This window comes from Thioalkalivibrio sp. ALE21, assembly GCF_003208255.1.
Lineage (GTDB): Bacteria > Pseudomonadota > Gammaproteobacteria > Ectothiorhodospirales > Ectothiorhodospiraceae > Thioalkalivibrio > Thioalkalivibrio halophilus.
Genome location: NZ_QKMA01000001.1, coordinates 164808 through 178624, shown reverse-complemented (window position 1 = coordinate 178624; position 13817 = coordinate 164808). Strand labels below are relative to the sequence as shown.

13 protein-coding genes are annotated in these 13817 nt (G+C 67.5%); 5 read left to right on the top strand and 8 right to left on the bottom strand.

From position 1 onward, the window contains the following. The first annotated feature begins 80 nt into the window (after positions 1-80). The gene (locus D893_RS00830; RefSeq protein ID WP_077244531.1) at positions 81-1013 is read left to right on the top strand and encodes a carbohydrate kinase family protein; all 933 of its coding nucleotides are present in this window, start codon (positions 81-83) and stop codon (positions 1011-1013) included. 234 nt (positions 1014-1247) lie between these two features. After that, a complete protein-coding gene (locus tag D893_RS00825; protein WP_029681198.1) occupies positions 1248-1703 on the top strand; it encodes a CZB domain-containing protein in 456 nt (151 codons plus the stop codon). Positions 1704-1729: 26 nt separating this feature from the next. On the opposite strand, the gene D893_RS00820 is transcribed toward D893_RS00825, so the two are convergent. Further along, the gene (locus D893_RS00820; protein WP_018946909.1) at positions 1730-2476 is read right to left on the bottom strand and encodes a DUF3581 family protein; all 747 of its coding nucleotides are present in this window, start codon (positions 2474-2476) and stop codon (positions 1730-1732) included. Positions 2477-2502: 26 nt separating this feature from the next. Next, positions 2503-4380, bottom strand: coding sequence for a DNA helicase RecQ (gene recQ, locus D893_RS00815; RefSeq protein WP_024328760.1), 1878 nt, complete (start codon positions 4378-4380; stop codon positions 2503-2505). A 126-nt stretch (positions 4381-4506) separates the two neighbouring features. Here recQ and D893_RS00810 point away from each other — a divergent pair, with 126 nt between their 5' ends. From D893_RS00810 to D893_RS00800, 3 genes are read left to right on the top strand one after another with little or no spacing between them, the layout of a single operon-like run. Then, the gene (locus tag D893_RS00810; RefSeq protein WP_110618923.1) at positions 4507-6324 is read left to right on the top strand and encodes an ABC transporter ATP-binding protein/permease; all 1818 of its coding nucleotides are present in this window, start codon (positions 4507-4509) and stop codon (positions 6322-6324) included. Positions 6325-6357: 33 nt separating this feature from the next. Continuing rightward, complete coding sequence (locus D893_RS00805; protein WP_110618921.1) at positions 6358-6798, top strand: rhodanese-like domain-containing protein; 441 nt, start codon at positions 6358-6360, stop codon at positions 6796-6798. A 1-nt stretch (position 6799) separates the two neighbouring features. Next, entirely contained in the window at positions 6800-9157 is a 2358-nt protein-coding gene (locus tag D893_RS00800) for an EAL domain-containing protein (protein WP_210434071.1), read from the top strand. A 5-nt stretch (positions 9158-9162) separates the two neighbouring features. On the opposite strand, the gene arfB is transcribed toward D893_RS00800, so the two are convergent. The 6 genes from arfB to D893_RS00770 all read right to left on the bottom strand — a co-directional run bounded on the left by arfB (position 9163) and on the right by D893_RS00770 (position 13806). Further along, positions 9163-9585, bottom strand: coding sequence for an alternative ribosome rescue aminoacyl-tRNA hydrolase ArfB (gene arfB / locus D893_RS00795; RefSeq protein WP_018946904.1), 423 nt, complete (start codon positions 9583-9585; stop codon positions 9163-9165). 8 nt (positions 9586-9593) lie between these two features. After that, complete coding sequence (locus D893_RS00790; protein WP_110618919.1) at positions 9594-9899, bottom strand: hypothetical protein; 306 nt, start codon at positions 9897-9899, stop codon at positions 9594-9596. A gap of 35 nt (positions 9900-9934) precedes the next feature. Next, positions 9935-11527, bottom strand: coding sequence for a peptide chain release factor 3 (locus D893_RS00785; protein WP_018946902.1), 1593 nt, complete (start codon positions 11525-11527; stop codon positions 9935-9937). 103 nt (positions 11528-11630) lie between these two features. Beyond that, complete coding sequence (locus D893_RS00780) at positions 11631-12428, bottom strand: tetratricopeptide repeat protein (RefSeq protein ID WP_024328756.1); 798 nt, start codon at positions 12426-12428, stop codon at positions 11631-11633. Positions 12429-12532: 104 nt separating this feature from the next. Then, positions 12533-13012 (bottom strand): ribosomal protein S18-alanine N-acetyltransferase, encoded by a 480-nt coding sequence (gene rimI / locus D893_RS00775; RefSeq protein ID WP_024328755.1) that lies wholly within the window; start codon positions 13010-13012, stop codon positions 12533-12535. 50 nt (positions 13013-13062) lie between these two features. Further along, positions 13063-13806, bottom strand: a complete 744-nt coding sequence (locus tag D893_RS00770; RefSeq protein ID WP_110618917.1) for a uracil-DNA glycosylase — start codon at positions 13804-13806, stop codon at positions 13063-13065. Positions 13807-13817 lie beyond the last annotated feature (11 nt).

The window sequence follows — 13817 nt, the reverse complement described above, 5'->3', positions numbered from 1 at the left end:
CCCCGCAATCGCGCGCCGCAGGGCCGTTTTGACGCCACATCGGCATCATCCGAACCGCTTCAACAACGCAAGGAGTCAACATGTCCGCTCTGATCTGTGGGTCCATGGCCTACGACACCATCATGGTGTTCCCCGACCGCTTCAAGAACCACATCCTCCCGGACAAGGTGCACATGCTGAATGTGTCCTTCCTGGTCCCGGACATGCGTCGCGAGTTCGGCGGCTGCGCCGGCAACATCGCCTACAACATGAAGCTGCTGGGCGCCGATCCGACCGTGATGGCCACCGTGGGCGGCGATTTCACCCCCTACGCCGACTGGATGGACAAGCACGGCATCTCGCGCAAGTTCGTGAAGGAGCTGCGGGACACCTACACCGGTCAGGCCTTCATCACCACCGACCAGGACGACAACCAGATCACCGCCTTCCATCCGGGCGCGATGGGCTTCTCGCACCAGCAGAAGGTCACCGACGCCGACGGCATCAAGGTCGGCATCGTCTCCCCGGACGGCCGTGACGGCATGATCGAGCACGCCCAGCAGTTCGCCGACGCCGGCATCCCGTTCATGTTCGACCCGGGCCAGGGTCTGCCGATGTTCGACGGCGACGACCTGAAGCGCTTCATGGAGAACGCCACCTATGCGGCGTTCAATGACTACGAGGCGCAGCTGACCGCCGATCGCACCGGCATGAGCATGGAGCAGCTGGCGGAGATGGTCGACGCGATGATCGTCACCCGTGGCGGCGACGGCTCCGACATCTACACCGGCGGCAAGAAGATCACCATCCCGTCGGTCGAGCCGGCCGCGATCAAGGATCCGACCGGTTGCGGCGACGCCTACCGTGCCGGCCTGCTGTTCGGCCTGGAGAAGGGCTTTGATTGGGAGACGACCGGCCGCATCGCGTCGCTGATCGGCTCCATCAAGATCGCCCACTCCGGCACCCAGAACCACCACTTCTCGGCCGAGGAATTCGCCGACAAGTTCGAGAAGGCCTTCGGCTACCGCTACTGAGGCAGCCCCTCACCGGATCCGGCCGCGATGGCCGGATTCCGGCGAGCTTCCGGCCCGGGCTCCCCTTGGGGGACCCGGGCTTTTTTGGGCCCGAGGGTCCCGCCCCCCGGAGAACATGCAGGCGCGTGCAACATGAATGCACGCCTATTCCTTCAATAATCAAATGGACTTTGCTAGTGTGGGATCAATTTCCGGCCTTCGCCCGGAATCGTGCTCATTGACGAGGACAACGACATGGAAAAGCAGGAAGTCCTGGACCGTCTGCACCAGGCCAAACGTGCCCACCTCGCCTGGGTCGGCCGCGCCGAACTTCTCACCCAGGGCGTACCGGTGGAAAAGGATCAGATCCCCGTGCTGCACACCGACTGCCCATTCGGGCAGTGGTATTTCAGTGACGGGCAGGCGCTCAACGATTTTCCCGAGTTCGAATCGATCGACGAGGCCCACCGCCACCTGCATCAGGCGTACGCCGAGATCTTCAAGCTGGTCACCGAGGAAGAGAACGCCTCGATGTTTTCGAAACTGCTGGGTTTCGCCCGGCGCCAGCACGAGCGGAACGAACCGCTGATCCGGATGCACATGGAGGCACTGGAGGAGGCCTCGCGCAGCGTGGTGCACCACCTCGACGCGCTGGAGAGGAAGATCCGGGAGATGGAAGAAGAGCAGTTCGCGGAGGCGGTGCGCGCCTGAGGCGGCACCGGCGGCCGCCCGGATTCTCAGGCGGTCGCCGACCCCGACTGCGCCCAGGCCGCCTTCCAGCCCTCGTAGTCCGCGACCAGCTGCTCGACATCGGCCTCGTCGAACGGCCGCAGGCCACTCAGGACCAGGTGCTTGCTGCCACGGGCGACCACCGCACCGTCGGTCACCAGTTCGTAGTCGAGCCGGATCTCGCCGCGCTTGCCATTGACCGTCATGACCGCGTCCTTCAGGCGCGGTTCGGGCCGCGCGTCCGCGGCCGCCAGCGGTTCGGGCAGCTCGAACCCCATGCGCTCGTACATCACCAGCGGGCGTTTGGGGTTCACCATCACTTGATGCTCGCGCATCAGCGGCACCAGCACGTGCGGAAAATTCTGCCCGGAGAACGACACGTAGCTGCGGATCAGCGACTCGATCGCGGCCGGGTCATCGACCACCGCTCCCGAACGCTCGATCTCGACCACGCTCTTGCCGTTTTCGTCGGTAATCGCCACCTGTTCGCCGGGCGTCTCCGGGAAATATACCGGGGCGTTACCACCCACCATGCCGGTAAAGCGAAAGTTCATCGAGGCACTGGCGCCCCAGGCGTCCAGCGCCAGGGCGAAAAGCAGATCACCGGGTACGCAGAACCGCCGCGAATCGGCGTCATGGATGGGGTTGAAGTCCCCGGCCACGGCCTTGGCAAACCGGCTCCCCTGCTCCGGGGTCACCACGAGCTGCCCGTCCTGATAGCGGTAGAAATCTTCCAGAAATGATATGCGGGTCACTCGACTCTCCCCGAACTTCGTTCTCGTTATTCCCGGACTTCCAGTCCCAGGTGTTCGCGGATCGCCGCCAGAAAGGCCTCGCCGTAGCGATCCAGCTTGTGCTGCCCGACCCCGGAGATGCCCAGCAGCTCATCGGGGGTACGCGGCATGCCGGCCACCATCTCCAGCAGGGTGGCGTCGTTGAAGATCACGTAGGGCGGCACGCCCTGGTCCGCCGCGAGTTTCTGACGCAGCCTGCGCAGAGTGTCCCACAAGGCCCGGTCTTCCGCATCCAGACCGGCGACCGAACGCGCCGTCTCGCGGCGCGAGGCGGGCGCGGGACGCCCCCCGGCGGCGGCCTCGTGGCGCAGATGCAGGGCTTCCTCGCCACGCAGTACGCCGCGGCAGGCGGGATCCAGCCGCAGCCCGCCGTAACCCTCGGGATCCAGACGCAGCAGGCCGCGCGCCAGCAGCTGGCGCACCATGCCGCGCCACTGGCGCTCATCCAGTTCGGTCCCGATCCCGAAGGTGCTCAGCCGGTCGTGGCCGAGGCGGGTGAGCCGCTCGCTGCGGCTGCCGCGCAGGACCGCAATCACGTGACCGGCGCCGAAGCGCTCGCCGGTGCGGTAGATGCATGAAAGCAGCTTCTGCGCCGCCACCGTGGCATCCCAGGTGGCCGGCGGGTCCTGGCAGTTGTCGCAGTAACCGCAGGGCTCGGGCAGGGTCTCGCCGAACCACGCGAGCAGGGCCTGACGGCGGCAGGTGGTCAGTTCGCTGAACCCCAGCATCGCCTCCAGCTTCTGCTGCTCGATTCGCTGGCGCTCCTCGCCGGCATCCGAGTCCTGCAGCATCTGCCGCAGCGTGACCACGTCCTGCAGCCCGTAGAGCATCCAGGCATCGGCCGGCAGCCCGTCGCGTCCGGCACGGCCGGTCTCCTGGTAGTAGCCCTCCAGGCTCTTGGGAAGACTCAGATGGGCGACAAAGCGCACGTCCGGCTTGTCGATGCCCATGCCGAAGGCAATGGTCGCGACCATCACCACGCCATCCTCGCGCAGGAAGCGACGCTGGTGCTCGGCGCGCGTCGCCGCCGGCAAGCCGGCGTGATAGGGAAGCGCGGTCACGCCGCGCGCCGCCAGCCATTCGGCGGTTTCGTCCACCTTGCGCCGCGACAGGCAGTAAACGATGCCCGCCTCGCCCGGGTGTTCCTCGCGGATGAAGCGCAGCAGGCGCTCGCGCGGCGGGCCGGACGATCCGTCGGCGGCCCCGACCCGGTAGCGGATGTTGGGCCGATCGAAGGAACTGACAAACATCCGCGCCGACTCCAGGCGCAGGCGCTCGCGGATCTCCTCGCGCGTGGGTTCGTCCGCGGTGGCGGTCAGGGCGATGCGCGGCACCGACGGGAAACGCTCCGCCAGCACCGCCAGGCGCCCGTACTCGGGACGGAAATCGTGCCCCCACTGGGATACGCAATGCGCCTCGTCGATCGCGAACAGCGCCAGCTCCAGCCCTTCCAGGCGATCCAGCATCCCGGGGGCGAACAGCCGTTCCGGAGAGAGATAAAGCAGATCCAGCTCCCCGGCATGCAGCGCCGCCAGCACGCCGCGCGCGGTGGCCTCGTCCTGCCCCGAATCCAGCCCGGCCGCGGCCACGCCGTTCTGCCGCAGGGCCTGCACCTGGTCCTGCATCAGCGCGATCAGGGGCGAGATGACGATGGCGCAGCCACGCCGCGCCAGTGCCGGGATCTGGTAGCAGAGCGACTTGCCCCCTCCGGTGGGCATCAGCACCAGGGCGTCGCCGCCCCCGGCGACATGCTCCACCACCGCCTGCTGCTGTCCGCGAAAGGCCTGGTAGCCAAACGTCTCGCGCAGGATGGTTTCCGGGGCGCTTCCCTGCGCCGGTGTTGCTGCGGTCTGATTCCCTTCCACCGGACGGTCCACCTGCGTTGCCATGAAGCTGTTCAGACTGCCCCAGGCCCCGCGCCGGGCGCAAGAACGGGCAGCTTCCCGGTGTGCATAGTAGGCTACGCGCTCCCTTCATCCGGGTGACTTTCCATGCGCGGTTTCGGCTCTTCGGTCCACGACGCCCCCGACAACGCGGTCAACTGGCGCATCATCCGCAGCCTGCTGCCGTATCTGTCCGAATTCCGCGGACGGATGTTCCTGGCGCTGGGCCTGATGGCCCTGGCCAAGCTGGCCACCGTGGCCGTGCCGGTGGCCCTGAAGTACATTGTCGAGCACTTCGAGGACGCCGGGGCGGAGGCGCTGGTGACCGTGCCTGTGGCGCTGGTGCTGGGCTACGGGCTGCTGCGCTTCGGCGGGACCTTCTTCGGCGAGCTGCGCGACGCGGTGTTCGTGCGCGTGGCGGAGCGCGCGATGCGGCGCGCCTCGCTGCGGGTCTTCCAGCACCTGCACCGGCTGGAGCTGGGGTTCCATCTGGCACGCGAGACCGGCGGCCTGGCCCGCGACATCGAGCGCGGCACCAGCGGCATGAGCTTCCTGCTGCGCTTCATGGTGTTCAACATCCTGCCGACGCTGATCGAGATCCTGCTGGTGGCCGTCATCCTGCTGTTCGCCGTGGGGCCGGTGTTCATGTTCACCGTGCTGATCGCGGTGGCGGTCTACGCAGCCTTCTCCATCTGGATCACCGAGTGGCGCACGCGCTTCGTGCGCGAGGCCAACCAGCGCGACAACGAATCCAATACCCGGGCGATCGACAGCCTGCTCAACTACGAAACGGTCAAGTACTTCGGTAACGAAGATTACGAGGCCGAACGCTACGACCGCGGACTGGCGGCCTGGGAGCAGGCACGCACGAAGAACGTGCTGTCGCTGGTGCTGCTGAACTCCGGGCAGGCCCTGATCATCGCGGTAGCCATCACGGTGATGATGCTGCTCGCCGCCGCGCGGGTGGCCGACGGCTCGATGTCGCTGGGCGACCTGGTGATGGTCAACGCCTACATGATCCAGCTGTTCATTCCGCTGAATTTCCTCGGTTTCGTCTATCGCGAGATCCGTCAGTCGCTGGCCAACATCGAGCGCTTGTTCGGGCTGCTGGAGAAGCCCGTGCAGGTCGAGGACCGGCCGGATGCGCCGGACCTGGAAGTCGGCGCCGGGCACGTGCGCTTCGAGCACGTGGATTTCCACTACCAACCGGAACGTCCGATCCTCGAGGACGTGAACATCGACCTGCCGGCCGGGAAACGGATTGCAGTGGTGGGCCCCAGCGGGGCCGGCAAATCGACCCTGTCACGCCTGCTGTTCCGCTTCTACGACGTTACCGGCGGGCGCATCACCATCGATGGTCAGGACCTGCGCGACGTGACCCAGGCCAGCGTGCGCCGGGCGATCGGCATGGTTCCGCAGGACACCGTGCTGTTCAACGACACCATCCGTTACAACATCGCCTACGGCGATCCGTCCGCCAGTGACGTGGCGATCGAGCGGGTGGCGCGCCTGGCGCATCTGGAAGGGTTCATCGCGCGTCTGCCCGATGGCCTGGACACGGTGGTCGGCGAACGCGGCCTGAAGGTGTCCGGCGGCGAGAAACAGCGCATCGCGATCGCCCGCATGCTGCTGAAGGACCCGCCCATCCTGGTGTTCGACGAAGCCACCTCCTCGCTGGACTCGGACACCGAGAAGGGCATCCTGCAAGCGCTGGACGAGGTCTCCGCGCGCCGCACGACACTGGTGATCGCCCACCGCCTGTCCACGGTAAAGCACGCCGACCGCATCGTGGTCCTGGAGCACGGTCGGGTGGCCGAAACCGGCAACCATCACGAGCTTCTCGCCCGCAACGGCACGTATGCGCGCCTGTGGCACCACCAGCAGTCCGAGGCCGGTGACGCCTCGGAATTCACCGACAACTCGTGATACATTTCTCAAAACTCGTGAACCGCGGTGGCGATGAACCCCCCGATCCTCCTGCTCTGGTGTCTGCTGGCCCTGACGGTTGCGACCGCCGATGCCGATGACGATTACCGGGCCCCGGAATCCATCGCGGACACCACCCGGATCGATGCGGACGACGCCTGGAGACTGTTTCGCGAAGGGGTACCGTTCGTGGACGTGCGGCTGGCCGCGGATTATCGCGCCGGCCGCATTCCCGGAGCCATCAACCTGACCATCATGCGCGACGCCGACGACCCGCGGAACCGCTTCACCCGCGAGGCCCTGCTCGAAGTCGCCGGAGGCCGGGACCGGCCGGTGGTCCTCTACTGCAACGAATTCGACTGCTGGCGCACCGAGGCCGCCATCCGCCGCGCACTGGAATGGGGCTTCGACGACCTCCACTACTTCCCCGGTGGCTACCCCGAGTGGAGCCGCCGGAACTACCCCTTCGAATGAGATGGAGTCCGGAGCGGAGGCGCGGGTGATTCGGCTGCGAACAGCGATTGCTCTGGCTGTTTTCACCGGCCTGGCCCTGCTGGCTGCCGCGCTGGCTACCGGCGCCCATCTGGCCCTGCAGCAGGCGGACCAGCGGCTCGACCGCTTTGCCATGGAAACCCAGGAAGCCGCCTGGCAACAGGTGCTGGAGGCCGAACTGCAGGCGCTGCGCAGCGAAGCCACCGCGGTCACCCGCAACCGGGCGCTGCGCGAGGCGCTTGCCGGCGACGAACCGGTGGCGGGCTATGCCGACCCGCTGCACAACCGACTGACCGCCGCGGGCGTCGCCAGCGGCCTGGTCATTTATGACGCCGACGGCGAACGCCGCTTTGACTCCGTTCTCGAGGATTCCACCGAGTGTCCGCTGGCTCGTGCCACGCTGGACGACGGCCGCATCCACCAGGGCCTGCACCGTACTCCGGAGGGGCGTTATTTCGCCGGCCTGACCATCCCGCTGTACGACCAGGGACAGCTGGTCGGCGTAGTCGTGCCGCTACAATCGCTGGGCGGGTCCGCCCTCGACACCCTGGCGGGCAAGGCGGATACCCGCGCGGCGCTGCTGGACGCCGGGGGGCGGGTGGAACACACCGCACCCGCAGCGGCCCTGCCCAACCCCGGCCCCATGCTGAACCGGGCCGCGACCCGACGGACGACCACGGGCGGGCACCATGAACTCGCGGTACATCTCCCCCTGACCCCGTTCGGCCGCGAGGAAGTCACGGGCAACGTTGTGGTCATCCGCGACATCACCGATTCGGTCACGACCCAGCGCTTCATCAACACGGCGACCCGGGCCGGCGCAATCGTCGCCCTCCTCCTGATCGGCTGGGCGCTGTACTTCTGGCTGGGGCGCGCCCTGCGACCGCTGCGCGAGGCGGTGGCCACTCTCGAGGACGTGGGCCAGGGACGGTTCACCACCCGCATCCGCCGCGATTCGCGGCTGCAGGAAGTCGCCACCCTGCAGGGAGCCACCCTGGATATGGTGGAGCGGCTGCGGCGCATGCTGGAAGTCGAAGAAGACGCCCGCCTCGCCTTTCTCGATCCGCTGACCGGCCTGGCCAACCGCCGACTGCTGCACGAGCGCCTGGACCACGCCATCCGCGCCGCCGAACAGTCCGGGCAGCCCTCGGCCCTGCTGCTGATCGACCTCGACAACTTCAAGACCCTCAACGACACTCGCGGCCATTCGGTCGGCGACCGGCTGCTGACGCTGGTCGCACAGCGCCTGCAGGGGCAGGTTCGCCCGCAGGACACGGTGGCGCGCATCGGTGGCGACGAATTCGTGGTCCTGCTGGAAGAGCTCAAGCCCGACCAGGATCAGGCGGTCGCAGATTCCGGCAAGCTCGCCGCCAAATTGCTGGACCATATTCGGGAGCCGCTGATACTGGACGGGATCCAGCATGTCATCCAGGCCAGCATCGGCGTCACCGTGTTCCCGCAGGGCGGCGACACCAGCGAGGAACTGCTCAAGCAGGTGGATTTCGCGATGTATCAGGCCAAGCATGACGGTCGCGACACAATGCGCTTCTACGACCCGGAGATGCAGCGTCAGCTGCAGCGGCGGGCGGAACTGGAACGGGCCCTGCGGGACGCACTGGATGCCGATGAGCTGCTCCTTCACCTGCAGCCGCAGGTGGACGCCGACGGCCACCTGATCGGTGCCGAAGGCCTGATGCGCTGGAACCCGGGCGACCCCCGGGAGGTTTCACCCGCCGAATTCATCCCCGTGGCAGAGCAGAGCGGTCAGATCCTCGCGATCGGCCGGGTGGCCCTGCGCCAGGCCTGCGAGCACCTGGCCCGCTGGCGCAACATCCCCGGCGCCGAGGCCCTGCAGCTCGCGGTCAATCTCTCCGCTCCGCACCTGCGCGATGCCCGGCTGCTCGACGAGGTGCGCCAGCTGCTGGACGAAACCGGTGCCCCGGCGCAACGCCTGGTCGTGGAGATCACCGAAAGCGTGATGGCCGACGAATCCGAACAGTTAATGACCAACCTGCAGGAGCTGCGGGCGCTGGGCATCGGCCTCGCACTGGACGATTTCGGCACCGGCTACTCGTCGCTCGGTTATCTCAAGAGGTTGCCGGTGACCGAACTGAAGATCGACCGCTCCTTCGTGCGCGACCTCGAACACGATCCGGGCGACGCCGAGATCGTGACCACCATCCTCGCCATTGCTCGCACCATGGGGCTGGAGGTCGTGGCCGAAGGGGTCGAGACGCCCGCCCAGCAGGACTTCCTCGGACAGCGCGGCTGCAGACGTTTCCAGGGCTTCCTGTTCCACCGCGCCATGCCCGCGCAAAGCCTGGAAGCGCTGCTGCCCTGACGAGCTCAGTCGCCGGGGTCGACGCGGCCGCGCAGGGCCTTCCTGCGCCCGCGGCGGGTCTTGGCGTCCAGTCGGCGCAGTTTGGCAGCACGGGGCGGTCGCGTCGGGCGCCGCTTCTTCACCGGCTGTCCGGCCTCGCGCAGCAGCTCGGCCAGGCGCTCCAGGGCATCCTCGCGATTGGCCTCCTGCGTGCGGTACTGCTGTGCCTTGATCACGATCACGCCGTCACGGGTGATGCGCCGGTCGCGCCGGCGCAGCAGGCGTTCGCGATAGACCTCGGGCAGGCTCGCGGAGGCATGGATGTCGAAGCGGAGATGGATGGCGGTGGCCACCTTGTTGACGTTCTGCCCGCCGGCACCCTGCGCGCGGATGGGCGTCAGCTCGATCTCCGCGTCGGGGATGCTCACATTACCGGAGATCTTCAGCATCGGGAGGCTCAGCGGAACTCGCCGTCGACGATACGACCTTCATCGTCGAGTTCGGCGAAAAAGCGGCTGTTGTCAGTACGGTATTCGTGCGTGGCGATGTCGCCCGGGAGCACCAGCGTCACGTCGGGATAGACCCTCCGGAATTCCTCGGGGGTCGGGCGGGTGTCGATGAAGGCATGGAACGGCTCGAGCTCCTCGACCGTTCCCGGCCGCGGCTCGAAGCCGTTGCCGCCGCGCTCCCCGGTCTCCAGCGAGCAGCCCCCCAGGGCCAGAACCATCACGACCGCCAGTGCGGCCCGGTGTCGAAATATCATCGCTGCCTCCAGCGCCGCGCCGCGATCGGCGCGGGTCAGTCGCCCGGCTGTCCGTGCTCGCGGGTGGCGAGGAACCGGATCTCCGGCCATTTTTCCTCGGCCATCTGCAGATTGACCCGTGTCGGAGCGATATAGACCAGATCTCCGGCGTGGTCCAGGGCGAGGTTGTTCGCCGCCTTTTCCTTGAACTCCGCCAGTTTCTTCGGATCGTCGCTTTCCACCCAGCGCGCGGTCTGCACGTTCACGTTCTCGAACTGCGCCTCCACCTTGTACTCGGTGCGCAGGCGTTCGGCGACCACGTCGAACTGCAGCACCCCCACCGCCCCCAGGATCAGGTCGTTGTTCGTCAGCGGGCGGTAGAGCTGGGTCGCGCCCTCCTCGCACAGCTCCTGCAGCCCCTTGGTCAGCTGCTTCATCTTCAGCGGATCCTTCAGCTGCGCACGGCGGAACAGCTCGGGCGCGAAGTTGGGGATGCCCTTGAACGTCAGATCCTCGCCCTGGGTAAAGGTGTCGCCGATGCGGATGGTCCCGTGGTTGTGGATGCCGATGATGTCGCCGGGATAGGCGGTCTCCACGTGTTCGCGATCGGAGGCCAGGAAGGTCAGCGCGTCCGGAACCTTCACGTCGCGCCCGATGCGCACGTGACGCAGCTTCGCGCCCTTGTCGAAGGTGCCGGAACAGATGCGCATGAACGCGATGCGGTCGCGGTGATTGGGATCCATGTTCGCCTGAATCTTGAACACGAACCCGGTGAACTTCTCCTCGGTGGGTTCCACCCTGCGCGAATACGTCGGACGCGGCAGCGGCCCCGGGGCGTACTCGACAAAGTCGTCCAGCAGCTCCTCGATGCCGAAGTTGTTGATCGCCGAGCCGAAGAATACCGGGGTCTGCTCACCGCGCAGATAGGCGTCCGGGTCGAACTCGTGCGAGGCGCCCTGCACCAGCTCCAGTTCCTCGCGCAGCTCTTCGGCCTGGGTCCCCAGGACCTCGTCGAGGCGCGGGTTGTCGAGGCCCTCGATGATCTCGCCGGTGGACTTCTTGCCGCCCTGCTCCGGGTCGTACAAGTGCACCGCATCGCGGCGAATGTGATAGACGCCGCGGAAACGCTTGCCGCTGCCGATCGGCCAGGTGACGGGGGCGCACTGGATCTTCAACACCTCCTCGACCTCGTCCAGCAGTTCGATCGGCTCGCGCCCCTCGCGGTCCATCTTGTTGACGAAGGTCATGATCGGGGTGTCGCGCAGGCGGCAGACCTCCATCAGCTTGATGGTGCGGTCCTCCACGCCCTTGGCCGCGTCGATGACCATCAGCGCGGAATCCACGGCGGTCAGCGTGCGGTAGGTATCCTCGGAAAAGTCCGCATGCCCCGGGGTATCCAGCAGGTTCACCATGCGCCCCTTGTAGGGGTACTGCATCACCGAGGAGGTGACCGAGATCCCGCGCGACTGCTCCATCGCCATCCAGTCGGAGGTGGCGTGGCGCGCGGACTTGCGCCCCTTGACCGTACCGGCGAGCTGGATCGCGCCGCCGTACAGCAGGAGCTTTTCGGTCATGGTGGTCTTGCCCGCGTCCGGATGCGAGATGATCGCAAAGGTCCGGCGGCGGGCGGTCTCGTCGACAAAGGACATCGGTCGGGTCCCGTACGGGGAGAAAGCCCGGCATTCTAACGTATTCCGCCCCCCGCTTTGGGCGACCGGACAGGGGCGAGGCCTCGCCCGCCGCGGAAGCGGTTCAGCGTACGGCGGCTTCGGTGCGCATGGCCGTGCGCTGCTCGGCGAGGCTCTCGCGCGCTGCCGCCAGTTCGGCCTCGCTCATGCGGGACTCCAGGCGTTCCACGTGCTCGGCGTCGTCGCCGAGGCTGTACCAGACCCAGGCCTGGATCCGGTCACGATTCACGCCGCGGCCGGCCATGTGCAGGCGCCCGAGCCCGCGCTGGGCCTGGTCGTTGCCCTGCTCCGCCGCGAGCACGTACCACTCGACGGCGTCGTCCACCGAACGCTCGACCCCGCGCCCGGTCTCCAGCAGGTAGCCCCAGTGATACTGGGCGGAGGCCAGCCCCTGACCGGCGGCGCGTTCGATCCATTCCGCGGCTTCGGCCGGATCGGCCGATTCATCCGCCAGCAGGTCGCGCCCGAGGTGATACTGGGCATCCATGTCGCCCAGTTCCGCCGCGCGACGGTAGTGTTCGCCGCTTTTCTCCGCGTCCACGGGAACCCCGCGTCCGGTGGCATGGAGGTAGCCGAGGAAGTAGTGCGCGCGCGCATGCCCCTGCTCGGCGGCCCGCGCGAACCATTCGGCCGCCGCCGCGTCGTCCTGTTCGGTGCCACGCGCGGTGTAATGGGCCATGCCCACGTCGAACTGCGCGTCACGGTCGCCGCGTTGCGCATTGCGTTCACGGATGCCGAACCAGACGCCCAGCAGTTCCTGCTGACGTTCGGCTTCGTCGTAACCGAATTCGGTGGCCGCTGCGGGGCCGGCGGTGAACACGAGCGGCAGGGCCGCGGCCAGGGCAAGAAGGGACTTTTTCATCACGGCCTCGATACGGAGTCAGTCGTAAGACCCTGAGAATAGACACATGCTGGGGGAACCGCAAAACCGGCGATGCATTTTTGCGCACATTGATCAGCGTTTCCCTAGGCCCCCGCCGGTTCCTCGCAGCTGCGGCGCAGGACCCAGGCATCCTCGCGGCCGCTGGGAAGCGGGTAGTAACGCGGTCGGGTGCCGATGTGCTCGAAGCCCTCCGACCGGTAGAGCTGCACGGCCGCGGCATTGGACGGGCGCACTTCCAGGAACAGCGCCTCGGCCCTCTCGCCGCATGCGTAGCCCAGCAGACGGCGCAACATGAAACGCCCCAGCCCGTAGCCCTGCCAGCGCGGATCCACCGTCAGGTTCAGCAGATGCGCCTCGCCGGCGGCCACGGTCAGGATCGCATGCCCCACCTGGCGGCCATCCACGGAGAGGACCCAGCCGTCGTAACCGACCTTCAGGCAGTCCTGAAAGATCCGCGCGGTCCAGGGATAGTCATACGCCTGGCGCTCGATCACCATCACGCGATCGATGTCGGCCAGCTGCATGCGCCGCAGTTCAGGTCGGGTTCGGGCTTCGGCACTCATCGGTCATCTTCCCTCGTGCAGGAGTCGCCCCCCCGGATGGAGCCGGTGGTTCAGTCGGTGGCCGCGGACGGCAGGCACGCACGCGCCCGCTGCAGGTCCTCCCAGGCCCGCGCCTTTTCCCGCGGCGAACGCAACAGATAGGCCGGGTGCCAGGTCACAACCAGCGGAATGCCGCGATACTCGTGGACGCGCCCGCGCAGGCGCCCCACCGCGGTCTCGGTCTCCAGCAGCTGGTGCGCCGGGACCCGCCCCAGCGCCACGATGACCTCCGGGGCGATCGCCTCGATCTGGCGATCCAGGAATCCGCGGCAGGCCCGTGCCTCCTCCGGCTTCGGATCCCGATTGTCGGGCGGCCGGCACTTCAGGATATTGGCGATGAACACATCGTGCTCGCGATCCAGTCCCAGCGCCGCCAGCATGTTGTCCAGCAGCTGCCCGGCCCGCCCGACGAAGGGCTCGCCGCGACGGTCCTCCTCGGCACCCGGGGCCTCGCCGACGAACAGCCAGCGGGCGCCAGTATCGCCCACCCCGAAGACCGTCTGCCGCCGGCTGGCCGCGAGCTCGCTGCAGGCAGTGCAGCCCGCGACTTCGTCACGCAGGGCCTGCCAGTCGATGCCCGTGGCCGGGACGGACGACTCCCGTGGTTCCTGCTCCACGGTGAGGCCGGCCACCGGTTCAGGTGGTGGCTCCGGAGACGCTTCCGGCGCGGCGCCGGTATCCGCCGACGGGCGCGCCCGCCACAACGGGATGCCCATGTCGGCGAGGATGCGCCGCTTGCGCCGCGAGAGTTCCACGCCCGCCTCCC

Excerpts from the sequence above, each read along its gene's own strand:
- D893_RS00830 (WP_077244531.1), top strand. The coding sequence starts at position 81 with ATGTCCGCTCTGATCTGTGGGTCCATGGCCTACGACACCATCATGGTG.
- D893_RS00825 (WP_029681198.1), top strand. The coding sequence starts at position 1,248 with ATGGAAAAGCAGGAAGTCCTGGACCGTCTGCACCAGGCCAAACGTGCC.
- D893_RS00810 (WP_110618923.1), top strand. The coding sequence starts at position 4,507 with ATGCGCGGTTTCGGCTCTTCGGTCCACGACGCCCCCGACAACGCGGTC.
- D893_RS00805 (WP_110618921.1), top strand. The coding sequence starts at position 6,358 with ATGAACCCCCCGATCCTCCTGCTCTGGTGTCTGCTGGCCCTGACGGTT.
- D893_RS00800 (WP_210434071.1), top strand. The coding sequence starts at position 6,800 with ATGGAGTCCGGAGCGGAGGCGCGGGTGATTCGGCTGCGAACAGCGATT.
- arfB (WP_018946904.1), bottom strand. The coding sequence starts at position 9,585 with ATGCTGAAGATCTCCGGTAATGTGAGCATCCCCGACGCGGAGATCGAG.
- D893_RS00790 (WP_110618919.1), bottom strand. The coding sequence starts at position 9,899 with ATGATATTTCGACACCGGGCCGCACTGGCGGTCGTGATGGTTCTGGCC.
- D893_RS00785 (WP_018946902.1), bottom strand. The coding sequence starts at position 11,527 with ATGTCCTTTGTCGACGAGACCGCCCGCCGCCGGACCTTTGCGATCATC.
- D893_RS00780 (WP_024328756.1), bottom strand. The coding sequence starts at position 12,428 with ATGAAAAAGTCCCTTCTTGCCCTGGCCGCGGCCCTGCCGCTCGTGTTC.
- rimI (WP_024328755.1), bottom strand. The coding sequence starts at position 13,012 with ATGAGTGCCGAAGCCCGAACCCGACCTGAACTGCGGCGCATGCAGCTG.